The organism is Vogesella mureinivorans (genome assembly GCF_007644035.1).
GTDB lineage: Bacteria > Pseudomonadota > Gammaproteobacteria > Burkholderiales > Chromobacteriaceae > Vogesella > Vogesella mureinivorans.
This window is the reverse complement of the sequence record NZ_VMTV02001146.1, coordinates 1-25,359: the sequence shown is the minus strand read 5'-3', so window position 1 is coordinate 25,359 and position 25,359 is coordinate 1. Positions and strand designations below refer to the sequence as shown.

The window sequence follows — 25,359 nt, the reverse complement described above, 5'->3', positions numbered from 1 at the left end:
AAGCTAACCGATACTAATTGCTCGTGAGGCTTGATCCTATCATTTGAGTTGCTTTGTTGATGATGAAGCGCTGGTGATACAAAAATTCTACCGGCTGGAAAACAAATCCAGCCTGGCTTCTTCAAGTTTGTGACAGTTTATGTCTGGTGGCCATAGCGAGGTGGTCCCACGCCTTCCCATTCCGAACAGGACCGTGAAACGCCTTAGCGCCGATGATAGTGCAGATACCTGTGTGAAAGTAGGACACCGCCAGACGCCCGATACCGAAGCCCAGCTCACACGAGCTGGGCTTTGTGCTTTGGGGCGACGTCGGTCATCACGTCACTCCCTGCCGGCCTCTAGCCGGCCCCCGGATGCGCCTGCGGCTTATGCCGGGCTACGGTGATTGACTGACGCCCCCGCAGCCAACGTTGGCCGAATCGATACGTACACGCAAACAAAAGCCCGCTTGTGCGGGCTTTGTTGTTGTTGGTGCGCACCGAGCCGCTGGCCAGCGCTGTCTGCGGCCAACCTCGTTTCTTCCCGTGCCAGCCCCGTTGTATTGCTGGCGCTGTCTGCGGCCAAAGTTGGCCGCATCTGCCTTTTTCGTTGCTGTCGCGACTCTTCTCGCCTAGGCGCCGCTGGCGCTTTGCCGTGTGGGCATCCTGCCGCCAGTCACTCTTTCCGCTGTGCTTCTCGCCAAAAATCTCCGTTTGTCTAAGCTGCTATTTGCACTGTTGCATATTCATTGCACGCCGCCGGCTTTTTATTGCCATGATCTGCCTGAGTCTACTGTTATCCGATATTTTGTATACAATAGGCAGACAACCTTATCTGCTGGATTTTGGAAAGATACTCATGCAATTTGTAGAGTTTGCACGCAGCCAGACTGCGCTTCGGGATGCCATTACCGCTGCTTATCGCCAGGATGAGCGTGACTGCGTAGCCTTGATGATGGAGCAGGCCGCCATGCCTGATACGCAGGTCGCCAGCATCAAGGCGCTGGCTGCCAAGCTGGTGGCGCAGGTGCGCAAAGAGCGGACAAAGTCCAGCGGTGTGGATGCGCTGATGCACGAGTTCACCCTGTCCAGCCAGGAAGGTATTGCGCTGATGTGCCTGGCGGAGGCGCTGCTGCGCATTCCGGACCGCCTGACTGCCGACAAGCTGATTCGCGACAAGATTTCCGGTGGCGACTGGGCTTCGCACCTGGGCAATAGCGCGTCGCTGTTTGTGAATGCGGCTGCCTGGGGCCTGCTGGTGACTGGCAAACTGGTGTCGTCGCACAGCGAGCAGGGCTTGTCGTCTGCGCTGACACGCATTATCGCCAAAGGTGGCGAGCCGCTGATCCGCAAAGGTGTGGACCTGGCCATGCGCATGCTGGGTAAACAGTTTGTGACTGGCGAAACCATCGAAGAAGCGCTGGCCAATGGCCGCGAGCGCGAAGCACGTGGCTACCGTTTCAGCTACGACATGCTGGGCGAAGCGGCCATGACCGAAGAAGATGCGCAGCGCTATCTGCGTGACTACGAAGTGGCGATCCACGCCATTGGCAAAGAGTCCAATGGCCGCGGTATCTATAACGGCCCGGGTATCTCGGTAAAACTGTCTGCCATTCACCCGCGCTATGCCCGCATGAAGCACGAGCGCATGATGGCCGAGCTATTGCCGCGCCTGAAAAGCCTGTTCCTGCTGGCCAAGCAATACAATATCGGCCTGAATATCGATGCCGAAGAAGCCGACCGTTTGGAAATTTCGATGGATCTGGTGGAAGCGCTGGCCAACGACCCGGACCTGAGCGGTTTTGAAGGTATCGGTATCGTGGTGCAGGCTTACCAGAAGCGCTGCCCGTATGTGATCGACTTCCTGATTGACCTGGCTCGCCGCACTGGCCACCGCTTCATGGTGCGTCTGGTGAAGGGCGCCTACTGGGATGCCGAGATCAAACGCGCCCAGGTGGATGGCCTGGACGGCTACCCGGTTTATACCCGCAAGGTGTACACCGATGTGTCCTACCTGGCCTGCGCCAAGAAACTGTTGGCCGCACAAGACGCCATTTACCCACAATTTGCCAGCCATAACGCCTACACCCTGTCTGCCGTTTACCACCTGGCCGAAGGCAAGGATTACGAATTCCAGTGCCTGCATGGCATGGGCGAGACGCTGTACGACCAGGTCGTGGGCAAGGGCAAGCTGGACAAGCCGTGCCGCATCTACGCGCCGGTGGGTTCGCACGAAACCCTGTTGGCCTACCTGGTGCGCCGCCTGCTGGAAAACGGTGCCAACAGCTCTTTCGTGAACCGTATCGTGGACGAGAACGTATCCATTGAAGAGCTGGTAGAAGACCCGGTGGCCGAAGCAGCACGCTTCGGTGGCCTGCCACATAACAAGATCGCCTTGCCGGTAGCGCTGTACGGTGCCGGCCGCAAGAACTCTGCCGGCATGGACCTGGCCAACGAGCACGTACTGCAAAAGCTGCAGCAAGCGCTGCTAGCCAGCGAACAGCAAGCGTGGTTGGCCGCACCGCTGCTGGCCGACGGCAACGAGTCTGCCAACCCAGCCCAAGCCGTACACAACCCGGCCAACCATCAGGACGTGGTAGGCCAGGTGCAGGAAGCCACGCGTGAGGACGTAGAGCTGGCGCTGCAGGCTGCCGTACGCGCCGCCCCGGTATGGGCCGCCACCGCCCCGGCCAAACGTGCCGAAGCGCTGGACCGCATGGCAGACCTGATGGAAGCCAATATGCCGGCGCTGATGGGCCTGGCCGTGCGCGAAGCCGGCAAGACCCTGAACAACGCCATTGCCGAAGTGCGCGAAGCGGTGGATTTCTGCCGTTACTACGCCGCCCAGGTACGCGAGGAGTTCGACAACAGCCGCCACCCGGCACTGGGCCCGGTGGTGTGCATCAGCCCGTGGAACTTCCCGCTGGCCATCTTTATTGGCGAAGTGGTCGCCTCGCTGGCTGCCGGTAACGTGGTGCTGGCCAAGCCGGCCGAACAGACTGCGCTGATCGCCGCCTACGCCGTGCGCCTGCTGCACGAAGCTGGCGTGCCGCGCGACGTACTGCAGTTCCTGCCTGGCCGTGGCGAGGTAGTGGGTGCGGCGCTGACGACCGACGCGCGCATCAAGGGCGTGATCTTTACCGGCTCCACCGAAGTAGCGCAGATCATCAACCGTGCGCTGTCTACCCGTGGCGAAGAAGTACCGCTGGTAGCCGAAACCGGTGGCCAGAACGCCATGATCGTGGACAGCTCCGCGCTGCCGGAGCAAGTGGTGACCGACGTACTGAGCTCGGCTTTTGATAGCGCTGGCCAGCGCTGCTCGGCCCTGCGCGTGCTGTACCTGCAACATGACATCGCCGACAAGGTGGTGAACATGATCAAGGGCGCCATGGACGAGCTGCGCGTGGGCAACCCGGCGCGCTTCAACACCGACATCGGCCCGGTGATCGACGCCGAAGCGCAGCAAGGCCTGCTGCGGCATATCGACGGCCTGAAAGACAAAGCCCGTAGTGTTTACCAGGCCAAGCTCACTGCCGAGTGCGCCAACGGCACCTATGTGGCGCCGACGCTGTTCGAGATCGACCATATCGGTCTGTTGCAGCGCGAAGTGTTTGGCCCGGTACTGCACGTGATCCGTTTCCACGGCGGTGATATCGACAAGGTCATTGCCGAGATCAACAGCACCGGCTACGGCCTGACCCACGGCGTACACAGCCGTATCGACGAAACCATCGTACGCATTACCGGCAATATCAAGGCGGGTAACGTGTATGTAAACCGCAATATCGTGGGTGCCGTGGTGGGTGTACAGCCGTTTGGCGGCGAAGGCAAATCCGGTACCGGCCCCAAAGCCGGCGGCCCGTTCTACCTGTACCGCCTGACCCGTGGCCACTGGGATGCGCAGCTGGGCCAGAGCCACAGCCCGCAAGCCTTGGTAAAACTGGATGCCCTGCAGGCTGCGTTGCCGCAGCTTGGCCTGGACGACGGCGCACGCCAGCACCTGCAAGACCTGATTGCCCAGGCACGTAGCGAAAGCCCGCTGAACCACGCGCTGGTACTGCCAGGCCCGACAGGCGAAAACAATACCCTGCGCTTTGCGCCGCGTGGCGTGGTAGGCTGCGCTGCCGACAATATGGAAGCCCTGCTGATGCAACTGGTGGCAGCCTTTGCTGCCGGTAACGATGTACTGCTGGCCGACAGCGTACACGCGCAGAAAGTCGCCGGCGTGCTGCGTGGCGCCGTGACGGTGGTGGCGCAAATCGACAATGCCGACGTGGCTGCCGTACTGTACGCCGGCCCGGACGCCGAAGTGCTGCGCCAGACACTGGCACGCCGCGACGGTGCGCTGATTCCGCTGTTGCTGGTAGAGCGCGGCGGTTATAACCTGCACCGCCTGGTGGTAGAGCGCGCGCTTAGCGTCAATACCACAGCGGCAGGCGGTAATGCCAGCCTGATGAGCATTGGTGACTAATCAGGCTTGCTAAAGGTGTGGCGGCATTGGAATAATGCCGCCACCGTGTTTTACCGTCGGCCAGACGGTGTCAAAGATGGCAAGAGCAACCCCGAGATAAAGAAGAGAGACAAAATGCAACTGACCAAACTTACCAGCATCACTGTAGCTGTTGCCGCTGCCCTGGCTTTTGCCGGCTGCAGCAAAAAAGAAGAAGCCCCGGCGGCTGATGCCTCCAGCGCTGCCGCTGCCGCCCCGGCTGGTGCAGAAGTCATCAAGATCGGCTTTGCTGCCCCGCTGACCGGCCCGCAGGCACACTACGGTGAAGAGTACAAAAACGGCGTGACCCTGGCCATCGAAGATGCCAACGCCGAAAAACCGACCATCGACGGCAAGCCGGTTTCGTTTGAACTGGTCGCCGAAGATGACCAGGCTGACCCGAAAACCGCTACCCAGCTGGCACAGAAGTTTGTGGACAACAAAGTGAACGGTATCGTTGGCCACTTCAACTCCGGCACCTCCATCCCGGCTTCCAAGATCTACTCCGACGCCGGCCTGCCGCAAGTGGCCATGGCTACCGCCCCGACCTTCACCCAGCAAGGTTACAAAACCACCTTCCGCTCCATGACCTCCGACACCCAGCAAGGTTCGGTAATGGGCAAGTTCGTGGTAGAGAAACTGGGCGCCAAGAAAGTGGTGATCGTGGATGACCGCACTGCCTACGGCCAAGGCCTGGCAGACGAGTTCGAAAAAGCCGTGAAAGCCGCTGGCGGCAGCGTGGTGAAACGCGAATTCACCAACGACAAAGCCACCGACTTTGCCGCCATTCTGACCACCATCAAAGGCGCTGCGCCTGACGTGGTGTTCTACGGTGGTGCCGACGCCCAGTCCGCCCCGATGGCCAAGCAGATGAAGCGCCTGGGCCTGAAAGCCCCGCTGATCTCCGGCGAAATGACCAAAACCCCGACTTTCCTGAAACTGGCTGGCAAAGAAGCCGACGGCACCATCGCCTCGCTGGCTGGCCTGCCGCTGGAAAAAATGCCGAAGGGCCCGGACTACGCCACCCGCTACAAGGCACGTTTCAACATGGACGTGGCAACCTACTCCCCGTACGGCTATGACGCAGCACGCGTACTGATCGCCGCCATGAAAGAGGCGAACTCCGCCGAGCCGGCAAAATACCTGCCGGTACTGGCCAAGATCAACTACACCGGCGTGACCTCGTCCAACTGGTCCTACGATGACAAAGGCGACCTGAAAGACGGCGGCATCACCGTGTACAAGGTTGAAGGCGGTGAGTGGAAAGTGATGGAAACCATCGGTGGTGGCGCCCCTGCTGCCGCTGCAGCTTCCGCTGCCCAGTAAGCTTGGTCTGCGCACCCGAGAGGGTGCCGGCAAGAAAAAAGCCCTTCCGCATGCGGAGGGGCTTTTTGTTTGCCACGGCTTGGCGTGGTCTGCGGCCAACCTTATTCCTTGCCAGGGTTGGCCGCAGGGTGGCGTTTAGCGCGTGTACCAGCCCACCGGGCCGGGCTGCAGGTTGATGTTCACCTGTTTCACCTGCTGGTACTCCAGCAGGCCGTTCACGCCCAGGTCGCGGCCGTAGCCGCTCATCTTGTAGCCGCCCCACGGCGCTTCGTTGAAGGTGGGGTTGTAGCAGTTGATCCAGGTCACACCGGCACGCAGCGCCTTCATTACCCGCAGCGCCCGTGCGCCGTCGCTGGTGAATACGCCACCGGCCAGGCCGTACGGCGTGTCGTTGGCCAAGCGGATGGCCTCGGCTTCGTCGCTGAAGGTCTGGATGGCCACCACCGGGCCGAATACTTCCTCGCGGCAGATTTCCATATCGCTGTGGCAGTTATCGAAAATGGTGGGGCGCAGGAAGTAACCGTTGGCGCAGTCGCCGTCGCTATGGCGCTGGCCGCCGCATACCAAGGTGGCGCCCTCGGCTTTGGCGCGTTCGATAAAGCCCAGCACTTTTTCCAGCTGGCCGGCGGACACCAGCGGGCCCATGTCCGGGTCGCTCACGCCGGGGCCGATGGTCATGGCGTTGGCGCGTTCGGCCAGGCGGGCCACAAAGCGGTCTTTCAGCGAGGCCTCGATCAGGATGCGCGAGCCGGCCGAGCACACCTGGCCCTGGTTGAAGAACACGCCGATCATGGCCCATTCCACCGCGCCTTCCAGGTCGGCGTCGGCAAAAATGATATTGGGCGACTTGCCACCCAGCTCCAGCCCCACGCGTTTGAGGTTGCCCACCGCGGCGCGGGCAATCAGCTGGCCGGTGCGCGTGCTGCCGGTGAAGGTGATCATGTCTACGTCGTGGCTGTCGGCCAGCGCCTGGCCGGCGGCTGGGCCGGTGCCCAGTACCAGGTTGGCCGTACCGGCGGGCAGGCCCACCTCATGGAAGATCTCGAACAGCACCACCGACGACAGCGGGGTGAGCTCGCTGGGCTTGAACACCACACAGTTACCGGCCGCCAGCGCGGGGGCCAGCTTCCAGGTGGCCATCAGCAGCGGGTAGTTCCACGGCGTAATCAGGCCGCACACGCCTACCGGCTCGTGCAGGCTGTAGGCGTGCATGGGGCCGAAACCGTCTGGCACTTCGTACACGCCGCCTTGCGGTTTGCCGATCAGCCCGGCGTAGTAGCGGAAGCAGGCGGCGGCGTCTTCGATATCGCAGCGGGCTTCGCGCAGTGGCTTGCCGTTGTCCAGGCAGTCCAGCAGCGCCAGCTCTTCGGTGCGGGCGCGGATGGCGTCGGCAATGCGGTACAGCATGTCGGCGCGGCGCGGGCCGCTCATGTGGCGCCAGTCGCCTTGCTCATAGAAGGCGTGCTTGGCGGCGGCAATGGCTTGCAGCGTGTCCTCGGCGGTGCTGTCGGCGACCACGCCGATGACGTCGCCGTTGGCCGGGTTGAGGATGTCGCGGGTCTGGCCCAGTACGGCGGGCTGCCACTGGCCGTTGATGTAGTTGTGTCTGCTTTGCATGGTGCTCTCTGTGTGTGGCGCCTAGCTACGGGCGATGTAGATCTTGCGCAGCGTCTGGCGCACGGCCCAGGTGGTGGCGCTGCCGGCGGTCAGAAAACCGACGGTGCCGGGCTGCAGCTGCAGCGGTGCGCTGCCGTCGTCAAAGGTCACGGTGGCGTCGCCAGCGAGCACCACGAAGCATTCGTCTACTTCGATATCGGTGGTGACCGACGGCGACATCTCCCATACGCCGATGGCGACGTCGCCCAGCGTGGCCAGCTCGGCCACGCCCACGGAGGCGGGGCCTTGGACGATTTTGGCCGGGTCTACCGGCTGGTAGGCCAGCTCGGCGGTGGTGGCCAGCAGGGCGTAGTTGCCCAGTAGCGTTTGCGTTGTCATGACAGGTTTCCTTGCAATAAAAGCGTGGCTGCCGGCGCGGGCCAGGGTTGGCCGCAGGCGCCGGCACGCGGTCAGGAATCGAACCCCAGGCCTAGCGCATCCATGCCACGCAGAAAGGCGTTACGGCGGCCATGGTTGTGGTCGGCACGGTCCAGGCTCCAGCGCATGGCCTGCACCACGGTGTAGGTCAGCGGCTCGGGCGGGAAGGGCAGCGGCATCTCGCGCACCATGCGCAGGCGGGTGCGTTCGGTATCCAGGCCTTCTACCTTGTCCAGCAGCACGTTGGCCGCAAAGCGCGTGGCGCCCACGCCCAGGCCGGTAAAGCCGGCGGCCAGCGCCACCTTGCCGCCCAGTGCGTCGGTAAAAAAGGCACAAAAGCGCGACGAGGTGTCGATCACCCCGGCCCAGCGGTGGCTAAAGCGCAGGCCGGCCAGCTGCGGGAAGGTGGTGAAAAAGTGGCTGGCCAGGCGCGCAAAGCTTTCCGGGCGCTCTTCGTATTCCGCCTTGATCTTGCCGCCCAGGTGGTAGATGGCGTCGTAGCCGCCAAACAGGATGCGGTTGTCGCGCGTTAGCCGGTAGTAGTGAAACTGGTTGCCCACGTCGGCAATGCCCTGGCGGTGCTGCCAGCCGATGGCGGCCAACTGCGCAGTGCTGAGTGGCTCGGTCATCAGCACGTAGTCGTACACCGGGATGGTGTGCCAGCGGTAGCGTTTGAGCAGCGAAGGGAAGGCGTTGGTGGCCAGGATCACCCGCTCGGCCAGCACGTGGCCCTGCGCTGTGTCCACGCGCACCAGCGCGCCCTGGTGGGCAATACCGGTGGCGGCACTGTGTTCGAAAAAGCGTACGCCCAGCTGGCGTGCCACGCGGGCCAGGCCTGCCACCAGCTTGCCGGGGTGCAGCATGGCGGTGCCGTCGCGGTCCCAGTGGCCGGCTAGAAAGGTGGGCGAATTCACTTCGGCGCGGATAGCGGCCTCGTCCAGGCCGCCTTCGCCAGCAAAGCGCGCGGTCTGGTACGGTTCCACCGCCACTTCCAGCACGCCGGTGCGCTCAAAATCGCAGTCTATGCCGTAGCGCGCCAGCGTGGCTTCCAGCTGGTCCAGGTTTTCCAGCCCCAGTTCTTCCAGCCGGGCAAACTCTTCCGGCCAGCGCTTCAGGCCATTGTCCTCGCCGTGGGTCAGGCTGGCTTCGCAAAAACCACCATTGCGGCCCGACGCCGCCTGGCCGACGCGGCCGGCTTCCAGCAGTACCACGTCGCGCTCGGGCTGGCGCTCCTTGGCCATCAGCGCCGACCACAGCCCCAGGAAACCGCCACCGACAATCAGCAGCGCGCTGCGCACCTCCCCCTGCAAGGCAGGTGCGGCCGGGCCGCGGTCAACATCGTCCAGCCAGAACGGTGCGGCTTTGCTGGCGGCGAGGGCATGATGGATGGTGTCCGCACTGGGCGGTAGGCGTTCGTAGACGGTCTGTGCCATAGGGGTGGGTGTGCGTGGGGTAGATGGGTTGTTTATAGCGCGTAGCGGCCAGATGTAGCGATAGCATGACTTGCCAATCGCGCAAGTTAAATACAATATTTGCAAACTTCAGTTTATAAATGGCTCACCCAATGAACAAGCCGGTAGCGCTGGGGCAGGTTAGCGATTTTGACATCCGCCTGCTACGCATTTTCAAGACCGTGGTGGAGTGCGGCAGTTTCTCGGCTGCCGAAAGCGTGCTGGGCATCAGCCGCTCGGCCATCAGCCTGCACATGGGCGACCTGGAAAAGCGGCTGGGCGTGTGCCTGTGCCGCCGTGGCCGCGCCGGCTTTGCGCTGACCGACGAAGGGCGCGAAGTGCTGCGTGCGGCCAACATCCTGCTGTCGGCCATCGAGGACTTTCGCGACGAGGTAAACCAGCTGCACCACCAGCTGCGTGGCGACCTGAACATCGGCATCATCAATAACCTGGTGACGCAGTCGCACATGCACATCACGCAGGCGCTAAAGGCGCTGAGCGCACGCGGCCCCGGCGTATGCATCAATATTGCCATGATGGTGCCCAGCGACATCGAGCAAGGCGTGCTGGACGGCACGCTGCACGTGGGGGTGATACCGGAAACCCATCCCTTGCCCGGCCTGGCCTATTTGCGGCTGTACGAGGAGCAGTCGTCGCTGTACTGCAGCAGCGAGCACCCGTTTTTTGCTGCCGCCGCGCCAGACGACGCCGCCATCCGCCAGGCGCACGCCATCTTCCCCAACTACCGCATTACCGAGCAGGCACATCGCTGGCTGGGCCAGCTGCACTGCACCGCCAAAGCGTCCGACCGCGAGGGCATCGCCTTTTTGATACTGACCGGCCACTACATCGGCTTTCTGCCCGACCACTACGCTGCCAGCTGGGTAGCGCGTGGCCAGATGCGCGCCATCCGGCCAGACGAATACCGCTACAGCACGCCGCTAAGCGTGGTGGTGCGCAAGGGCCGGCGCAGCAATATGGTGCTGGACAGCTTTCTGGGCGAGCTGGGGGCAGAGGATACGGGGCGGGAGGGCGGCTGACGTGGGGCAAAAGAAGCTGCAAAACGCGGTATGATCATGACAATACAGCATTGTCATGGATGGGGTGGGTGTGCAAAAAGATCAAGCCAGAGTGATAGCACTGCGCAGAGTCAATGCCATGGCCGGTGTGCTGGCAGCCTTGTGCCTTCTCGTGTTTGACTACATGCTGCCGTTGTGGGTGAGTGCAGCCTTTTCTGTATGGCGATGGTGTCAGCTTGGTGGCATGTCTCTAGCGGGTACCAGTCAGGCTGGGAAGTATGCTTTGCTCTCTCTTGAGGTGTCTTCGCTGCACAGTTGGCTTGGCTGGGAGGTAGCCCGTCCTATGCCGCACCGCAGTCATATTGATCAGGCTATGGGTAAATGCCGCAGCTTTGCCGAGCTATTCGATTGCTATTTTGATCTGGGTAGCCTGGCATTCTTCGCGGTAGTGCTGAGTTTGCCTTACTTTACAGGCCATACGGTGCCATTGCCCCCAATCCTGGTTAACTGTCTGCATGTGCTGTATTGGGTCTTGCTGGCCCGCTTGGTTGCTATCATTGCATTCAAGCTTTGCATTCGCCTCGGCTGGTCTAAGTGAGACAGCGCATAGCGCCGAGGTCATGAAAAAACCCGCCATCTGGCGGGTTTTGCTTTGGCTGGCAGACAGCGCCGGCTTAGAACGGAATATCGTCGTCCATGTCGTCCATGCGGGCGGCAGGCTTGGGTTCCTGGCGGCGCGGGGCGGCTGGCGGGGCGGACGGGGCTTCCTGGCGGGCTGGCGGGGTGGCGCTGTAGCCGTCGTCCATTGGCGGCATGTCGTCGCGGCGGCCGCCTTGCAGGCTGATTTCGCTCACGCGTACGTCTGGCGACAGGCGCTTGATGCCTTCTTTGTCTTGCCATTCGCGCAGGGTCAGCTGGCCGTATACGGTCACTTGCTGGCCTTTGTTCAGGTAGTTTTTCAGCGATTCGCCACGCTTGCCCCATACCTGGCAGCTAAACCAGTTGGTGGTTTTGCGCTCGCCAAAACCGATGTCGCTGGCCACGCGGAAGCTCAGCACCGATTCGCCGCTGGGGGTGTAACGCAGCTCTGCGTCTGCGGCCAGGCGGCCGTCAAAAGTAATGCTGTTCATGGAATCCTCCGAAAAATCTGTTCAATGTGTGGGGCGGTAGCGTACCGCCCGAGCAGGGCTGTTTCAGCGTCTGTGCGTGTTCTCAGGCCTGGGCCGGGTTGGTGCTGGCAATCAGGGCGCGGGCGCTGGCTTCGTCCCAGCCTTGCTGGGCCACTTTCAGGAAGGCCACACGCTCATCCAGCATGATCACTACCTCGCTGACACCCTGTACCGCCAGCAGCTGGCGCGATAGCGTGGCGACATCGCCTTGCCAGGTGTCGCCAATGTGGAACATTTGCGTTTTCACTGCCTTGGGCGGTGTCATGGTAAACGACAGCCACAGCCAGCTAGCCATCAGCAGGCTGGTAAAACCGAACACGCCACCGGCACCGTGGTGGCTGTACAGCCAGCCACCCAGCACCGCGCCTAGAAACAGGCCGAGCGATTGGGCCGTATTATACACGCCGATGGCGGTGCCCTTGGCGTCGGCGGGGGCGATTTTCGAGATCAGCGAGGGCAGTGTCGCTTCCAGAATATTGAAGGCAATAAAATACAGCCCCAGCCACACCACGATCAGCCAGAAGCTGGATAGTGCCAGCGCCATGCCCAGCTGGGCGGCGGTCATGAGCGCGACAGCAGCCACGAACACTTGCTTGAGCTTGGCTTTTTTCTCGCCATAAATAATGGCCGGCACCATCAGGAAGAAGCCGGCTACTACCACCGGCAGGTACACCTGCCAGTGTTCGGACTTATCCAGCCCACCGGTGCTGGTCAGCGCGAAGGGGATGGTGACAAACATGGCCATTTGCGCGGCGTGCAGGGCAAAGATGCCGTAGTTCAGCCGCAGCAGCTCGGGGTGGCGCAGCACGGCGGGCAGGCGCGCGGTATTGGTGCCGGTGTCGGAGTGAAAGCGCGATACCACCGGGTCGGGGATGATCTTCCACACGCCTACCAGCGCCATCAGCGACAGCACGCCGGTCAGGGTGAAGATACCGTCCACGCCGATATGCTTGGCCAGCAGCGGGCCCAGTACCAGGCTTACCGCAAAAGTGGTACCGATGCTCATGCCGATCATGGCCATGGCGCGGGTGCGGTTTTCTTCACGGGTAAGGTCGGCCAGCAGGGCGGTAATGGCGGCCGAGATGGCACCGGCGCCCTGGATGACGCGGCCCAGCATCAGCCAGTAGATGTCGTCGGCCTGGGCGGCTATGAAGCTGCCGGCGGCAAACAGCAGCAGGCCGGCGTAGATCACCTTTTTGCGGCCAACCTTGTCGGACAGCATGCCCAGTGGCAGCTGCAGCAGCGCCTGTACCAGGCCGTAGCTGCCCAGCGCAATGCCCACCAGGGTGTGGTTGCTGGCACCGGGTAGCGTGGTGGCGTACAGGGCAAATACCGGCAGGATCAAAAACATGCCCAGCATGCGCAGGGCGTAAACACCGGCCAAACCCAGGCTGGCGCGTAGTTCTAATGCAGTCATGTGTATGCGAGTCAGAGGTGGCGAACGGGCAGCTGCCGTGGGGCAGGCCTGCCGCAGGCCAGTGTAGCGGGGTTTGTCTGCCGTGCTGTGACAGTGTGTAAACCCTGCTGACTGTGTGGCCTGCTCAGGCTGCTGGAGCCTGTTGCAATAAGTCCGGTATAGTAGCAGGTTCCCCGATTCACGGTGAGACAGGCATGGACTCCATCCGCATACGCGGTGCACGCACGCACAACCTCAAGAACGTAAACCTGGATCTGCCCCGCCACCAGCTGGTGGTGATTACCGGCTTGTCCGGCTCCGGCAAGAGCTCGCTGGCGTTTGACACGCTGTACGCCGAGGGCCAGCGCCGCTACGTGGAAAGCCTGTCGGCCTATGCGCGGCAGTTTCTGCAGCTGATGGAAAAGCCCGATGTTGACCTGATCGAAGGCCTGAGCCCGGCGATTTCCATCGAGCAAAAGGCCACCAGCCACAACCCGCGTTCCACCGTGGGCACCGTCACCGAAATTCACGATTACCTGCGCCTGCTGTACGCCCGCGTGGGCGACCCGCATTGCCCCGAACACGACGTGCCGCTGGCCAGCCAGACGGTAAGCCAGATGGTCGACCACGTGCTGGCGCTGCCTGCCGAGACGCGGGTGATGATCCTGGCGCCGGTGATTGTTGGCCGCAAGGGCGAAAACCTGGACCTGTTTGAAGACCTGCGCGCCCAGGGTTTTGTGCGCGTGCGGGTAGACGGCGAGGTATACGAGCTGGACGCCGTACCCAAGCTGGACAAAAACAAGAAGCACACGGTCGAGGTGGTGATCGACCGCCTGAAAGTGCGCGACGACATGAAGCAGCGCCTGGCGGAAAGCTTTGAAACCGCGCTGCGCCACGCCGAAGGCCGCGCCATTGCGGTAGAGATGGATAGCGGCCAGGAACACTGGTTCTCGGCCAAGTTTGCCTGCCCGGTGTGCAGCTACAGCCTGCCCGAGCTGGAGCCGCGGCTGTTCTCGTTCAACAACCCCATGGGTGCCTGCCCCAAGTGCGATGGCCTGGGCGAGATTACCTTCTTCGACCCCAAGCGCGTGGTGGCCCACCCCGAGCTGACGCTGGCTACCGGTGCCATCAAAGGCTGGGACAAGCGCAACCAGTTTTACTTCCAGATGCTGCAGGCCTTGGCCGCGCATTACGATTTTTCGCTGGAGCTGGCGTTTGAAGACCTGCCGCAGCGCGTGCAGCACGTGGTGTTGCATGGCTCGGGCAAGGACGAGATCGAATTTACCTACGTGTCCGAGCGCGGTACCAAGTTCCAGCGTGCGCACGCCTTCGAGGGCATCATCCCCAACCTGGAGCGCCGCTACCGCGAAACCGACTCCAGCGCCGTGCGCGAAGAGCTGGCCAAGTACCAGAACAACCAGTGCTGCCCGTCGTGCAAAGGCTCGCGCCTGCGCCTGGAAGCACGCCACGTGTTTATCGGCCGCAAGACCCTGCACGAAGTGAATCAGCTGGCGCTGAAAGAAGCCGCGGCGTTTTTTGGCGGCCTGCAGTTTTCCGGCCAGAAGCAGGCCGTGGCCGAAAAGATCGTGAAGGAAATCAGCGACCGCGTGTCGTTCCTGAACAACGTGGGCCTGGACTACCTGTGCCTGGCGCGCTCGGCCGACACCCTGTCCGGCGGCGAAGCACAGCGTATCCGCCTGGCCAGCCAGATCGGCAGCGGCCTCACCGGCGTGATGTACGTGCTGGACGAGCCGTCCATCGGCCTGCACCAGCGCGACAACGACCGCCTGCTGGCCACGCTGATGCGCCTGCGCGACCTGGGCAATAGCGTGATTGTGGTGGAGCACGACGAAGACGCCATCCGCGCCGCCGATTACCTGGTGGACATGGGCCCTGGCGCGGGCGAGCACGGCGGCGAGGTGCTGGTAGCCGGCACCCCGGCCGAAGTGGCCGCCTGCGAGCGCTCGGTCACCGGCGATTTTCTGTCCGGCCGCCGCCTGATACCGGTACCGGCCAGCCGCCGCGAGGTGAACCCCGAGCGCATGCTGCATATCGACGGCGCCAGCGGCAACAACCTGAAAGACGTCACGCTGGACCTGCCGCTGGGCATACTGGTGTGCATTACCGGCGTGTCCGGCTCCGGCAAATCCACGCTGATCAACGACACCCTGTACAAGATCGCCGCGCGCGACCTGAACGGCGCCAGCGAAGAGCCGTCGCCGTACCGTCGTATTCGCGGGCTGGACCACCTGGACAAAGTCATCAACGTGGACCAGAGCCCCATCGGCCGCACACCGCGTTCCAACCCGGCCACCTACACCGGCCTGTTTACGCCGATTCGCGAGCTGTTTGCCGGCGTGCCGCTATCGCGCGAGCGCGGCTACGGCCCGGGCCGCTTCAGCTTTAACGTGAAAGGCGGCCGCTGCGAAGCCTGCCAGGGCGATGGCGTGATCAAGGTGGAAATGCACTTTCTGCCCGACGTCTACGTGCCGTGCGACGTGTGCCACGGCAAGCGCTACAACCGCGAAACGCTGGAAGTACAGTACAAGGGCAAGAACATCACCGAAGTGCTGGAAATGACGGTAGAGCAGGCGCTGGAGTTCTTCAGCGCCGTGCCTAGCGTCGCGCGCAAGCTCAAAACACTAATGGATGTGGGCTTGGGCTATATCCGCCTGGGGCAAAGCGCCACCACGCTGTCCGGCGGCGAGGCGCAGCGCGTGAAGCTGGGGCTGGAGCTGTCCAAGCGCGACACCGGCAAAACGCTGTACATCCTGGACGAGCCCACCACCGGCCTGCACTTCCACGATATCGACCTGCTACTGCAAGTGCTGCACCGCCTGCGCGAGCACGGCAACACTGTGGTGGTGATCGAGCACAATCTGGACGTGGTCAAAACTGCCGACTGGCTGATAGACCTGGGCCCGGAAGGCGGGGCAGGTGGCGGCCAGATCATTGCCAGCGGCACGCCAGAGCAAGTGGCGGCCAACCCGGCAAGCCATACCGGCCACTATCTGGCACCATTGCTGCAGCCGCGCAGCTAAGCGTTGCTAAGCCAACCCCTGGCCCTGTGTTGCGCCGCCTTGCCGTACTATCTGTACTGTCTGCGTCGGCGCACCTTGGCTCAGGTGCCCTGCGGGGCCGGTTACTACCGGCGCTTCTCCTGGCGCGGCATCCGGCATTAAGCGGCTACAGCCGTGAAAACACTTTAAACCGGCGCTAAGCCACAGATAATTGGCAAAATGCGGTTAGAATCAGTTACCGGGCTGCAATGTGGCAGCCCGCTAAAGGGGAAAGCATGTTAACGCTAGGCAAGATCGATCATATCCATATCCGAGTCAGCGACGGCAGCAAGGCCGTAGAGTGGTACGACCGCGTGCTGGGCCTGGCGCCGGACGCACGCTTCAAGCACATGCAGGAAGGCCCGCACAGCGCCATGATGCTGGCCAACCCCAGCGGCACCGTGCGCCTGGCCATCAGCGAGGAGCCGGGCGCAGCCTGCCTGGCCGGTGCGGTGGCTTTTGTGGTGAGCGGGCAGGACTTTCTGGAGTGGATAGACCAGCTGGCTGGCGAGCGTGTGCTGAACCGCGACGGCCAGACCATCGCCCGCGACAGCGTGCACGACCACGGCTTTTTCTGCTCGATCTCGTTTGTGGACCCGTTTGGCAACCCGTTCGAGATTGTCAGCTACGACCACACCTGGCTGTCCGGCAAGCTCAAGCTAAAACGCGCACCGGCCTGATCCGGCCATCCGCCGCTTCACCATTGCACACCACCCGCCGCATGCCGGCGGGTTTTTCTTGCGTGCTACAGCGGCATAACGATAAGTTAGGGCCTGTTAACGCTATTTTTGATGCGGCGGCGCTTGTCAGGCGGTGGCAATGCGCGAAAAACCGGGCGCAGCAGGGCGATCCCTGCCAGCACGGTTTGACAAAGCAGTGCCCCGCATGGCGCGCGCCCCGAAGGGCAGGCCCGATAAGCTTCCCACTGCGGCGTTGTCGGACTTGCGCTGGGAACCACCCAGCGCATTGCCCTCCGCCTGGCATTGGAAAACTTCTCGGGCCTGCGCCGCAGCAAGAAATAGTGTTAACAGGCCCTAGCACTTCGCCCTTGCGGCCAACCTTGTTCTTTACCGGAGCCTGCCATGTCACTGGCCACCTTGCTGCTGTTCCTGCCCGCCTGCTTTGCCCTCAACCTGGCCCCCGGCCCCAATAACCTGCTGTCGATCAGCAATGCCACCCGCTACGGCTTTGCTACTGCCTGTCTGGCCGGTGTGGGCCGCTTGCTGGCGTTTGCGCTGATGATTGCGCTGGCATCTACCGGGCTGGCCGTGGTGCTGCAGGGCTCGGTGTGGCTGTTTGGCGCCATCAAGCTGGCCGGTGCCGGCTACCTGTTCTGGCTGGCATGGCAGCTGTGGCGCGCCGGCAGCCAGAGCGGCCCGGCGGATAGCCGCCCGCAGCAAGGCCTGCGCGAGCTGATGCGCCAAGAGCTGTGGGTGGCCGCCGGCAATCCCAAGGCCATCTTGATCTTTACTGCGTTTTTGCCGCAGTTTGTCGATACCGCGCAGCCGGTGGCGCCGCAGTTTTTGCAGCTGGGCGTGGCGTTTTTGCTGCTGGAATGGGTGGCCATCGGCGTGTACGCTGCGCTGGGCGTGCAGCTAAAGCGCTGGTTTGCCACGCCACGCGGCCAACGTGTGTTCAACCGCAGCTGCTGCGTGCTGCTGGGCGGCGCTGGCCTGGGGCTGCTGCTGGCAAGGCGCTAGGGCGGGGCCGTTATGGGGCAAGGCTAGCTGTGCGACGGCGCTTTTACCGGATGCAGCGGTGCCTTGTCCGGGCTACGGGCTACGTTGGCCGCATGCCGCCACGGCTTGGCGGCCGGGCACAAAAAAGCCTCACCCACTTGCAAGGGGTGAGGCTTTTTGTTTGTGCGGCCGGTAGCCGCCGGCTCAGGCTGCCTGGCGCTGGCTGGACAACAGGCTGGCCAGGCGCGCCTGGTTGCCGGCGTTTTGCACGTTGGCGAAACCGGCGCTTTGTAGCTGCTTGCAGGCCATGGCCGAGCGCATGCCGCTGGCGCAGTACAGCAGTACGGCTGGCGGTTTTTGCTGTTTCAGCCAGTCCAGGCGGCTGGCCAGCTGGCCCAGCGGAATATTGATGGCGCCGTCCGCGTGGCCGCTGGCGTATTCGCCGTGCTCGCGTACATCGATGATCAGTGCCCCTTGCGGTATGGCCGCAGCCGGTTTGGCTGCCGTGCCGAACAGTTTTTTTAACCAGTGGATCATGGCCTGTCCTTGTGTGTCCGGTAGATATTGTTATCGGGTGGCAGCGGGTAGCTGCCACCTTTCTTATCGACAGCAATAAGTCATTTCTGAAGGCAGGCTGTCTGTTCGGGCAGGCCGAGTTTTTTCAGCAGCAGCGCCAGCGGGCAGAAGTTGCTGAGCGAATACTGCAGCAGGTTGGCCCCCACGAAGGCGGTAAGCCACAGCCAGTGCGGGCTGGCAAACAGGGGGCTGGCCTGGGCACCCAGCGCCAGCGAGAGCAGGATCATGCAGCCGGCAAAAAAGCGGATGGCGCGTTCTATGGTCATGGCGAGGTTGTCTCATGAGGTTGGCCGCGGAAGGCGATGTAATACAGCAGCGGGATCACCAGCAGCGTGAGCAGGGTGGACACGAAAATGCCGAAGATCAGCGAGATGGCCAGGCCGTTGAAGATGGGGTCGTCCAGAATGAACAGCGCGCCGATCATGGCGGCCAGGCCGGTTAGCGCAATGGGCTGGGCGCGGGTGGCGGCCGAGCGCACCACGGCGCTGGCCAGCTCGCTGCCTGCGGCTACTTCCAGCCGGATGAAGTCCACCAGCAGGATGGAGTTGCGCACGATGATGCCGGCCAGCGCGATCATGCCGATCATGCTGGTGGCGGTAAACGGCGCGCCCAGCAGGGCGTGGCCGGGCATGACGCCTACCAGCGTCAGCGGAATCGGCGCCATGATCACCAGCGGCATCAGGTAGGAGCCAAAGTGCGCCACCACCAGCAGGTAGATCAACACCAGGCCCACGGCGTAGGCCGCCCCCATATCGCGGAAGGTGTCGTAGGTGATCTGCCATTCGCCATCCCATTTGATGGCGTACTCGCGCTGCGGGTCGGCGGGCTGGTGGATGAAGTACTCGCCCAGCGGCTGCAGGTTGGCCGTGCGGATGCCGGCGAGTTGGCCGCGTAGGGCAAACATGCCGTATAGCGGGCTGTCTGCGCCGCCGGCCATGTCGCCGGTGACGTAGTCCACCGCCATGCCGTCTTTGCGCAGGCGCGGGCGTTCTGTGCTGGCGGGTACGGCGCGTACCAGCTCGGATAGCGGCATCACGCTGCCGTCGCCGGCGCGCACCGGCAGCGCCAGCAGGGCGTGGGTGTCGGCCTGTAGCGCTTGCGGCAGGCGCAGCTGTACCGGTACCGCGTATTTGCTGAGGTCGTGTAGCCAGGTGGCGTTATCGCCCGACAGCCCGGCAGCCAGCGTGGTGACGATGGCAGCCTGCGGCACGCCGCGCTGCATGGCTTTTTCGCGGTCGATCAGCAGCACGGTTTTCGGCCCGGTGGGCTGCACAGTGCTGTCGATGTCCACGATGTGGCTGCTGCGCTTGAACACGGCTTCCAGCTGCTGCGCCACGCTGGCGCGGCCAGCGGTGGACGGGCCGTACACCTCGGCCACGATGGGTGCCATCACCGGCGGGCCGGGCGGCACTTCTACCAGCTTGATGCGGGCGCCGTACTGGCGCGCAATCTGCTGCAGTGCCGGGCGGTAGCGCAGCGCCAGGCTGTGGCTGGATGCGGTGCGCTGGTGTTTGTCTTGCAGGTTCACCAGAATATCGCCGCTGTCAAAGCCGCCGCGCAGGTAGTACTGGCGCACCAGGCCGTTGAAGTTGATCGGCGCGGCGGTGCCGGCGTAGGCCTGGTAGTCCACCACCTCGGGCTGCTGGCCCAGCCACTGGCCCAGGCTTTGCAGTGCGGCGGCGGTGTCTTCCAGCGGGGTGCCGGCCGGCATGTCTACCACCAGCTGCAGCTCGGATTTGTTATCGAACGGCAGCATTTTCAGCACCACCAGCTGCGCCACTGGCAGTGCCAGCGACAGCACCACCATGCCGGCTACGCCCAGCATCAGCAAGCTGCGGGCGCGGCCGCCGCTGTGCGGGTGCAGGAAGGGGGCGAACAGGCGTGCGGCCAACGGTTGCAGGCGGGCAGACAGGCCATCGTGGTGGGTGTGCTGGCTAGCCAGCCAGCGCTGCGCCAGCCACGGTGTCAGCACAAAGGCGATGGCCAGCGAGATCAGCATGCCCATCGAGGCATTGATGGGGATGGGGCTCATGTACGGGCCCATCAGGCCGCTGACAAAAGCCATGGGCAGCAGGGCGGCAATCACGGTGAGTGTGGCCAGGATGGTGGGGCCGCCTACTTCGTCTACCGCGCGCGGAATCAGCTCGCCCAGGCTGGCGTCCGGCGTGAGCTGGCGGTGGCGGTGGATGTTTTCCACCACCACGATGGCGTCGTCTACCAGAATGCCGATGGAGAAAATCAGCGCAAACAGCGACACGCGGTTCAGCGTAAAGCCCCAGGCCCAGGATGCAAACAGCGTGGTGGTAAGCGTCAGGATAACGGCCACGCCCACGATGGCCGCTTCGCGGCGGCCCAGCGCCAGCATCACCAGCGCTACCACCGCGGCGGTGGCAAACGCCAGCTTCTGGATCAGTTTTTGCGCCTTGTCGTTGGCAGTGGCGCCGTAGTTGCGGGTCTGTGTGACCTCGACATCGGCCGGTATCACGCTGTTTTTCAGCTGGTCTACACGGGCGGCCAGTGCATTGGCGATATCTACCGCGTTCTGGCCAGGCTGTTTGGTGATGCTGATGGTCACCGCCGGGCGCGTGCCGTGGGCATCGCCGTACCACACGTACTGGCTGGCCTGCTGCGCGCCAGCGCTGACCTCGGCCACGTCACGCAGGTAGACGGGGCGGCCGTTACGCACCGCCACGATCAGGCTGGCGACCTGGTCGGCGTTTTGCAGGTAGGGGCCAGCTTCCAGCGTGATGGCGCGCTGGTTCACGGTTTGGCCCAGTGGCAGCGCCAGGTTGGCCGCAGACAGCGCCTGGCGCAGGTCGGCCACGGTGAGGCCGGTGGCTTGCAGCTTGTGTGGCTGCAGGCTCACGTTGATGGCCTGGCCGGGGTCGCCGCTGGTGGTCACCTCGCGGGTGCCGGGCACGCGTTTGAGCTCGCCTTCCAGCGCGCGGGCAACGCGGGCCAGGTCCAGGCTGCCCAGGTTTTGCTCGCGGGCGTGCAGGGTAAAGGTGACGATGGGCACATCATCAATGCCCTTGGGCTTGATCAGCGGCTGGCCTACGCCCAGGCCCTGCGGCAGCCAGTCGGCGTGGCTGTGGATGGTGTCGTACAGCCGTACCAGCGCGTCGATACGCGGCACGCCCACCTTGAACTGCACGGTCAGAATGGCCATGCCGGGGCGGCTTACCGCGTACAGGTGGTCTACGCCGTCGATCTGCCCCAGTACCTGCTCGGCGGGCTGTGCCACCAGGCTTTCCACGCTTTCTGCGCTGGCACCGGGGAAGGGAATCAGCACATTGGCCATGGTCACATTGATCTGCGGCTCTTCTTCGCGCGGTGTCACCAGCACGGCAAACAAGCCCAGCAGCAGCGCCAGCAGGGCAATCAGCGGGGTGATGCGGGCGTGCTGGAAATACGCGGCCAGCCGGCCGGCCACGCCCAGCTTGTGCGGGGTGCTCATTAGCGTGCTCCTGCCTGGCTGGCGCTCAGGGCGGCGGCTTGTTCGGCGTTGGCGGCAATACGCTCACCGGCGCGCAGGCCGGCCAGCACCGGAAAATAGCCGTTTTCGGCGCTGCCCAGCCGCACAAAACGCAGGCTGGCGCGGCCGCTGTGGTCTACCACGTACACGGTGTCGAATTCGCGCTGGCGGTTGACGGCGGCGGCCGGTACCCGCAGCTGGCTGTCGCTGCCGCGCAGGCTAAAGCCGGCTTGTACCAGCTCGCCCACCGCTACCGCGCTACCGGCTTGCAGGTTGATGCGCACGGTACGGGTCTGGCTGCCGGCGTCGGTAGACGGGAACCACTCGATGCGGCCAACCTTTAGCGCCTGGCCGCGCCAGTTGAGCGTGGGCGTGGCCTGCTGGTTGACGTTGCCGTACACGCTGGCGGGCAGCTGCACTTCTACCCGCAGCGCGCTGCCATCGTATAGCTCGACAATCGCCTGGCCCGGCATGGCCAGCGCGCCCAGGTCGCCGTTAACGCGGGCGATGGTGCCGGCAAACGGTGCACTGAGCTGGTACAGCCCGGCCTGCGCGACGCTGGCACGGGCGGTGGCCATCTGGGCGCGGGCCTGGGCTTCGGCGGTTTTCAGCTGCGCCTGGGCGGCATCCAGCGCCGAGGCGCTGATGAAGTTTTGCGCGGCCAGCTTTTGCGTGCGGGCAAACTCGCGCTGCGCTTGCGCCAGCTGGGCCTGGGCGGCGGCGATCTGCGCCTGGCTGGCGCTGGCGGTCTGCCGCGCTGCCTCGCCATCCACGCGGGCCAGTACGGTGCCCGCTTTAACGCTGTCGCCAGCGCGTGCCGACAGCTGGGTAATGCGGCCGGATACCGGTACCGATAGCTCGGCGCTGCGCTGTGCCTGCACCACGCCCTGGCTTTGGTACAGCGGGCTGTGCTGCTGGCTGCCCAGTAGCAGGGTAGGCAGAGGGGCCGCCAGGGCGGGGCTGGCACAAAGGGCAATCACGCAGGGGCGAAGCAGGTGCACGGTGGGCTCCCGGTAAAATTATCTTGTGTGAAACATAATATAAAAATTGATAATGTACAACTTCAAGACTATCATGCTTTTGTGATGGCGGGCTGAACGACCGCAGGCCCGATACAGGAGAGATCATGCTGAAACGCAATGCACACGAACTGGTGGCTGCCGCCAAGGCACACATCCATGAATGCACGCTAGAGGAAGCCAAAGCGCAGGTGGCCGCAGGCCAGGTACTGCTGCTGGACGTGCGCGAGCCGGACGAATACCACGCTGGCCACCTGGCCGGTGCCATCAACGTGCCGCGCGGCCTGCTGGAGTTTCGCCTGTCTGGCGATGCCACGCTGGGCGATACCGGCCGCCAGGTGCTGGTGTACTGCAAAACCAGCGGCCGTGCAGCCCTGGCGGCGCTGGTGATGCAAGACATGGGCTTTGCGCACGTGCAGTCGCTGGCTGGCGGTTTTGACGCCTGGGTGGCGGCCGGCCTGCCGGTAGACAAGCCGCAGGCGCTGGGCTTCGATTAAGCATGCCGCTAAAGCAAAAAGGTTGGCCGCGGCCAACCTTTTGTGATGTGCCGTGCGCTTAATAAAAGCCGAAAATGCCCATCAGGGTAAACACCAGCACAAAGCAGGTGACGCCGGTCAGCACCAGATTGGTCTGCTTTTCTTTGCTGAGCGAATCTTCCAGTGAGCGCTCCTGGGTTCTGATGGCGTACACCTGCCGCTGCAGCTCGGCCTTTTCGCTATCCAGCCGCGCAATATTGTCCAGCAGCGTGCTAATGGGCACCTCGGTGATTTTCTCGGTTTCCCAGCTGCTGATCAGGCGCGAAATCTTGTCTTTGAAATAGCGCCCGGAGCGCTGTTCGCTATCCAGAAACTCGATATCAAAGCCCTGCGCCGCCAGGCGCGCATTGCGCTTGATGCGGGCTTCTTCGCCTTCTGCCTCGGGGTTGGGCAGGGTGGTGGGCTGCACGCTGTATTCGGAATAATGTGCCTTTAGCCACAAAATGGCCTGGGCGTAGGCGTAGCTGGTCAGGCCCAGGCCGGTGAGCTCGGCGCTCAGGTTAAAGCCGGACTTGGGGCCAAACTGCACCATCTGGCGCGGGTGGTCTACCGACACCTGCAGGCAGTTGCGTGTATTCAGCCATTCGCTGACTTCGCCCTGGTACAGCTTCCATTGCCCGCCCTGTACCTGGGCATAGGCGGCAAACTGGATGCGGAAAAAATCGGACTGTTGGGTTTTGCCAAAGCTGCGCCGTACAAACACATAAATCGGGCTGCCGCCGTCCATCAAAGTCAGTAGCTGCTCGCCATGGGTGGTAGACAGGCCAGCCAGAAACACCTCGTTCTCAAGGGGCGGCAGTGGTGGCGGCTCTGGCGGGGCGGCGGCTGGGGTTTTGCTGGCTTTGGTATTCATGGTGGTGCGGGCATTAAGAGGTAGTAGCTTTCAGCCTACACGATTTTACAGCAAGTGATTGTAACTATAGACAGGGTAACTATCGGTTTGTCATCAGTGATGTGGCAAAGCCACACCCCCGCAGGCGGTGGTGTGGCTGGCGGGCTTAGGCCCAGGGTACGTCTATGCTGTTTTCGCTGCCGCTATCCGGCGTAGCGGCAGCAGGAGCCGGGGCGGGGGTGCTGCCGTTTTGCTGGCTGGCTTCCAGGCCACCCAGTGCGGCCACCAGGTCGTTGACCAGGTCGCCCAGCTCTTCTGCCATCAGCAAGAAGGTGGCCTCGAACAGGCTGGCCAGGTCGTCACCGGCCTGGCTGGCTTCTTCTTGCAACACATCCAGAAATTGCAGGCGCTTTAGCTGCAGCTGATCGGTGAGCACAAAGCGGATGCGCTCGCGCCAGATCAGGCCCAGGCGGGTGACTTGCTTGCCGGTGGCAATATGCTGGCGAATTTCGTCTGCGGTCAGGTCGATGCGGGTGCAGCGTACTACTGCACCGTTTTCGCTGCTGTCTTTCAGCTCGCATTCGGCATCCAGCTCAAAACCAAAGCCGGCTTCGCCAGCGGCCAGCCAGTCGGTCATCACCGCATGCGGCGACAGCGCGGTGCGTGGCAGGGCGGCGGGGAAGGGCGGCAGTGCCTCGCGCAGGGTGGACACCAGGTTTTCTGCCTTGCTGGCGGTGCCGCTGTCTACCATCAGCCAGCCGCGCTGGCTATCGATATACGCAGTGGTCCGGCCGGAGCGGGTAAAGGCGCGTGGCAGCAGGTCGTCGGTGATCTGCTCTTTCAGTGCCAGCTTTTCCTTGCGGCCAACCTTGCGCAGCTCGGCGGCTTCGATCTCGGCCAGCTTGCTGTCCAGGTGGTCGCGAATCACACCGGCCGGCAGCACTTTGTCTTCACGGCGCAGGGTCAGCATCTGGTAGCCGCGTGCTTGGTGCAGCGGGCTGTCCAGGTGGCTGGCCGGGGCAACCCAGCCCTCGCTAAACCAGTCCAGGCCGCTACAGCGCTGGAAAGGGCGGCGGGCTAGCTGGTCGGCCAGCTTGTCGCTATCGATAAGGAAATGCTCGTCCAGCCGAAAGAAAGACAGTTGCTTAAACCACATAATTGATAGATAATCTTTGTCCTCTGAGATCGGCAGATTGTAACGCAAAACAGCGCCACACTGTCAGTTTCAGGATAAATGAATGGTTCGCGGGGTGTAGCTTAGCCTGGTAGAGCGCTACGTTCGGGACGTAGAGGCCGGAGGTTCGAATCCTCTCACCCCGAC

The 25,359-nt window shown here is 63.2% G+C and carries 19 protein-coding genes, 1 tRNA gene and 1 rRNA gene; 10 read left to right on the top strand and 11 right to left on the bottom strand.

From position 1 onward, the window contains the following. Nucleotides 1–142: 142 nt before the first annotated feature. The 3 genes from rrf to FLQ44_RS23235 all read left to right on the top strand — a co-directional run bounded on the left by rrf (nucleotide 143) and on the right by FLQ44_RS23235 (nucleotide 5,793). Nucleotides 143–255 (top strand): 5S ribosomal RNA (gene rrf / locus FLQ44_RS23245). 582 nt (nucleotides 256–837) lie between these two features. Next, nucleotides 838–4,449, top strand: coding sequence for a trifunctional transcriptional regulator/proline dehydrogenase/L-glutamate gamma-semialdehyde dehydrogenase (gene putA, locus FLQ44_RS23240; protein WP_147696221.1), 3,612 nt, complete (start codon nucleotides 838–840; stop codon nucleotides 4,447–4,449). A 114-nt stretch (nucleotides 4,450–4,563) separates the two neighbouring features. Continuing rightward, nucleotides 4,564–5,793 carry a branched-chain amino acid ABC transporter substrate-binding protein gene (locus FLQ44_RS23235; protein WP_147696220.1) on the top strand — a complete coding sequence of 410 codons (1,230 nt, stop codon included), beginning with the start codon at nucleotides 4,564–4,566 and terminating at the stop codon, nucleotides 5,791–5,793. A 135-nt stretch (nucleotides 5,794–5,928) separates the two neighbouring features. Here the strand turns inward: FLQ44_RS23235 and FLQ44_RS23230 are convergent, their stop codons facing one another. From FLQ44_RS23230 to FLQ44_RS23220, 3 genes are all read right to left on the bottom strand, one after another. After that, nucleotides 5,929–7,410, bottom strand: a complete 1,482-nt coding sequence (locus FLQ44_RS23230; protein ID WP_147696219.1) for an aldehyde dehydrogenase family protein — start codon at nucleotides 7,408–7,410, stop codon at nucleotides 5,929–5,931. 21 nt (nucleotides 7,411–7,431) lie between these two features. Next, a complete protein-coding gene (locus FLQ44_RS23225; protein WP_147696218.1) occupies nucleotides 7,432–7,788 on the bottom strand; it encodes a cupin domain-containing protein in 357 nt (118 codons plus the stop codon). Between the two features lie 71 nt (nucleotides 7,789–7,859). After that, nucleotides 7,860–9,260 carry an NAD(P)/FAD-dependent oxidoreductase gene (locus FLQ44_RS23220; RefSeq protein WP_147696217.1) on the bottom strand — a complete coding sequence of 467 codons (1,401 nt, stop codon included), beginning with the start codon at nucleotides 9,258–9,260 and terminating at the stop codon, nucleotides 7,860–7,862. Nucleotides 9,261–9,391: 131 nt separating this feature from the next. On the opposite strand from FLQ44_RS23220, the gene FLQ44_RS23215 reads away from it, so the two are divergent. Then, on the top strand, nucleotides 9,392–10,318 hold the full coding sequence (locus FLQ44_RS23215) for a LysR family transcriptional regulator (RefSeq protein ID WP_147696216.1): 927 nt from the start codon (nucleotides 9,392–9,394) through the stop codon (nucleotides 10,316–10,318). 70 nt (nucleotides 10,319–10,388) lie between these two features. Further along, the gene (locus FLQ44_RS23210) at nucleotides 10,389–10,895 is read left to right on the top strand and encodes a hypothetical protein (protein WP_147696215.1); all 507 of its coding nucleotides are present in this window, start codon (nucleotides 10,389–10,391) and stop codon (nucleotides 10,893–10,895) included. Between the two features lie 76 nt (nucleotides 10,896–10,971). Here the strand turns inward: FLQ44_RS23210 and FLQ44_RS23205 are convergent, their stop codons facing one another. Both FLQ44_RS23205 and FLQ44_RS23200 read right to left on the bottom strand, forming a co-directional pair. After that, nucleotides 10,972–11,427, bottom strand: a complete 456-nt coding sequence (locus FLQ44_RS23205; protein ID WP_017508765.1) for a single-stranded DNA-binding protein — start codon at nucleotides 11,425–11,427, stop codon at nucleotides 10,972–10,974. Nucleotides 11,428–11,509: 82 nt separating this feature from the next. After that, on the bottom strand, nucleotides 11,510–12,883 hold the full coding sequence (locus FLQ44_RS23200) for an MFS transporter (RefSeq protein ID WP_147696214.1): 1,374 nt from the start codon (nucleotides 12,881–12,883) through the stop codon (nucleotides 11,510–11,512). A gap of 194 nt (nucleotides 12,884–13,077) precedes the next feature. On the opposite strand from FLQ44_RS23200, the gene uvrA reads away from it, so the two are divergent. From uvrA to FLQ44_RS23185, 3 genes are all read left to right on the top strand, one after another. Continuing rightward, complete coding sequence (gene uvrA / locus FLQ44_RS23195; RefSeq protein ID WP_147696213.1) at nucleotides 13,078–15,903, top strand: excinuclease ABC subunit UvrA; 2,826 nt, start codon at nucleotides 13,078–13,080, stop codon at nucleotides 15,901–15,903. A 254-nt stretch (nucleotides 15,904–16,157) separates the two neighbouring features. Next, nucleotides 16,158–16,601, top strand: coding sequence for a VOC family protein (locus tag FLQ44_RS23190; RefSeq protein ID WP_206209155.1), 444 nt, complete (start codon nucleotides 16,158–16,160; stop codon nucleotides 16,599–16,601). A gap of 402 nt (nucleotides 16,602–17,003) precedes the next feature. Continuing rightward, a complete protein-coding gene (locus FLQ44_RS23185) occupies nucleotides 17,004–17,621 on the top strand; it encodes a LysE family translocator (protein ID WP_147696211.1) in 618 nt (205 codons plus the stop codon). 183 nt (nucleotides 17,622–17,804) lie between these two features. On the opposite strand, the gene FLQ44_RS23180 is transcribed toward FLQ44_RS23185, so the two are convergent. The 4 genes from FLQ44_RS23180 to FLQ44_RS23165 form a co-directional block, all read right to left on the bottom strand. After that, a complete protein-coding gene (locus tag FLQ44_RS23180; RefSeq protein WP_147696210.1) occupies nucleotides 17,805–18,137 on the bottom strand; it encodes a rhodanese-like domain-containing protein in 333 nt (110 codons plus the stop codon). A gap of 80 nt (nucleotides 18,138–18,217) precedes the next feature. After that, on the bottom strand, nucleotides 18,218–18,442 hold the full coding sequence (locus FLQ44_RS23175; protein ID WP_147682470.1) for a YgaP family membrane protein: 225 nt from the start codon (nucleotides 18,440–18,442) through the stop codon (nucleotides 18,218–18,220). Beyond that, complete coding sequence (locus FLQ44_RS23170; protein WP_147696209.1) at nucleotides 18,439–21,633, bottom strand: efflux RND transporter permease subunit; 3,195 nt, start codon at nucleotides 21,631–21,633, stop codon at nucleotides 18,439–18,441. The genes FLQ44_RS23175 and FLQ44_RS23170 overlap by 4 nt, the downstream gene beginning before the upstream one ends. Continuing rightward, entirely contained in the window at nucleotides 21,633–22,652 is a 1,020-nt protein-coding gene (locus FLQ44_RS23165) for an efflux RND transporter periplasmic adaptor subunit (RefSeq protein ID WP_147696208.1), read from the bottom strand. The genes FLQ44_RS23170 and FLQ44_RS23165 overlap by 1 nt, the downstream gene beginning before the upstream one ends. Nucleotides 22,653–22,777: 125 nt before the next feature. Here FLQ44_RS23165 and FLQ44_RS23160 point away from each other — a divergent pair, with 125 nt between their 5' ends. Then, a complete protein-coding gene (locus tag FLQ44_RS23160) occupies nucleotides 22,778–23,167 on the top strand; it encodes a rhodanese-like domain-containing protein (RefSeq protein WP_147696207.1) in 390 nt (129 codons plus the stop codon). A 58-nt stretch (nucleotides 23,168–23,225) separates the two neighbouring features. Here the strand turns inward: FLQ44_RS23160 and FLQ44_RS23155 are convergent, their stop codons facing one another. Beyond that, the gene (locus FLQ44_RS23155; RefSeq protein WP_147696206.1) at nucleotides 23,226–24,059 is read right to left on the bottom strand and encodes a hypothetical protein; all 834 of its coding nucleotides are present in this window, start codon (nucleotides 24,057–24,059) and stop codon (nucleotides 23,226–23,228) included. A gap of 145 nt (nucleotides 24,060–24,204) precedes the next feature. After that, nucleotides 24,205–25,194 carry a recombination-associated protein RdgC gene (locus FLQ44_RS23150; protein ID WP_147696205.1) on the bottom strand — a complete coding sequence of 330 codons (990 nt, stop codon included), beginning with the start codon at nucleotides 25,192–25,194 and terminating at the stop codon, nucleotides 24,205–24,207. A gap of 90 nt (nucleotides 25,195–25,284) precedes the next feature. Between FLQ44_RS23150 and FLQ44_RS23145 the strand changes: the two genes are divergently transcribed. After that, a tRNA-Pro gene (locus FLQ44_RS23145) sits at nucleotides 25,285–25,358 on the top strand. Nucleotide 25,359: the final 1 nt, after the last annotated feature.

Coding starts and splice junctions, on each gene's coding strand:
- FLQ44_RS23155 (WP_147696206.1), bottom strand. CDS start 24,059: ATGAATACCAAAGCCAGCAAAACCCCAGCCGCCGCCCCGCCAGAGCCG.
- FLQ44_RS23150 (WP_147696205.1), bottom strand. CDS start 25,194: ATGTGGTTTAAGCAACTGTCTTTCTTTCGGCTGGACGAGCATTTCCTT.
- FLQ44_RS23190 (WP_206209155.1), top strand. CDS start 16,158: ATGTTAACGCTAGGCAAGATCGATCATATCCATATCCGAGTCAGCGAC.
- putA (WP_147696221.1), top strand. CDS start 838: ATGCAATTTGTAGAGTTTGCACGCAGCCAGACTGCGCTTCGGGATGCC.
- FLQ44_RS23215 (WP_147696216.1), top strand. CDS start 9,392: ATGAACAAGCCGGTAGCGCTGGGGCAGGTTAGCGATTTTGACATCCGC.
- FLQ44_RS23230 (WP_147696219.1), bottom strand. CDS start 7,410: ATGCAAAGCAGACACAACTACATCAACGGCCAGTGGCAGCCCGCCGTA.
- FLQ44_RS23200 (WP_147696214.1), bottom strand. CDS start 12,883: ATGACTGCATTAGAACTACGCGCCAGCCTGGGTTTGGCCGGTGTTTAC.
- FLQ44_RS23160 (WP_147696207.1), top strand. CDS start 22,778: ATGCTGAAACGCAATGCACACGAACTGGTGGCTGCCGCCAAGGCACAC.
- FLQ44_RS23235 (WP_147696220.1), top strand. CDS start 4,564: ATGCAACTGACCAAACTTACCAGCATCACTGTAGCTGTTGCCGCTGCC.
- uvrA (WP_147696213.1), top strand. CDS start 13,078: ATGGACTCCATCCGCATACGCGGTGCACGCACGCACAACCTCAAGAAC.
- FLQ44_RS23220 (WP_147696217.1), bottom strand. CDS start 9,260: ATGGCACAGACCGTCTACGAACGCCTACCGCCCAGTGCGGACACCATC.
- FLQ44_RS23170 (WP_147696209.1), bottom strand. CDS start 21,633: ATGAGCACCCCGCACAAGCTGGGCGTGGCCGGCCGGCTGGCCGCGTAT.
- FLQ44_RS23205 (WP_017508765.1), bottom strand. CDS start 11,427: ATGAACAGCATTACTTTTGACGGCCGCCTGGCCGCAGACGCAGAGCTG.
- FLQ44_RS23180 (WP_147696210.1), bottom strand. CDS start 18,137: ATGATCCACTGGTTAAAAAAACTGTTCGGCACGGCAGCCAAACCGGCT.
- FLQ44_RS23225 (WP_147696218.1), bottom strand. CDS start 7,788: ATGACAACGCAAACGCTACTGGGCAACTACGCCCTGCTGGCCACCACC.
- FLQ44_RS23175 (WP_147682470.1), bottom strand. CDS start 18,442: ATGACCATAGAACGCGCCATCCGCTTTTTTGCCGGCTGCATGATCCTG.
- FLQ44_RS23185 (WP_147696211.1), top strand. CDS start 17,004: ATGTCACTGGCCACCTTGCTGCTGTTCCTGCCCGCCTGCTTTGCCCTC.